Here is a 388-nt window from a genome sequence, read left to right as displayed (position 1 = left end):
CGATTGGGATGAGCCCCTTTACAGCCGGGCAATTTGTCGAGCAAGCCCTCGGCGCCATAGGTCTGGTAATTACGGCGAATGTCGTAGAACTGCTGGCGGCTGTAGCCAATGAGCTTGCAGGCTTTACTGACATTATTGAGCTCTTTGGCGAGCTCTAGCAGGCTGAGTTTGCGACGTGCTACTTTCTCGTTGGTGGTCATACGGTGACTCCAGATAACATGGTAGGGGTACCGTTTTGTTATCCGGTTTGAAGCCGTATGACCACTCCCTTTTGTGGGCAACTGTCAGGTGAATACCATCTCCATACACAAGGGGATTTTCAGCCTCACGCTTCGCGCAACTCAGGGCTACTCGACTCCCTGTTCGAGTTGATGAACCTACCGCTTTG

1 protein-coding gene is annotated in these 388 nt (G+C 52.3%); it reads right to left on the bottom strand.

All coding sequences use genetic code 11. The annotated features are described in order from the left end of the window. A partial coding sequence (locus L972_RS20180; protein ID WP_047440641.1) for a helix-turn-helix domain-containing protein occupies nt 1–200 on the bottom strand: 200 nt, incomplete at its 3' end. Between the last annotated feature and the right edge of the window lie 188 nt (nt 201–388).

Origin of the sequence: Aeromonas sp. ZOR0001 (assembly GCF_000801015.1) — a bacterium.
In the GTDB taxonomy this organism is placed as follows: Bacteria; Pseudomonadota; Gammaproteobacteria; order Enterobacterales; family Aeromonadaceae; genus Aeromonas; species Aeromonas veronii.
This window is presented reverse-complemented; position numbering and strand designations above follow the sequence as displayed.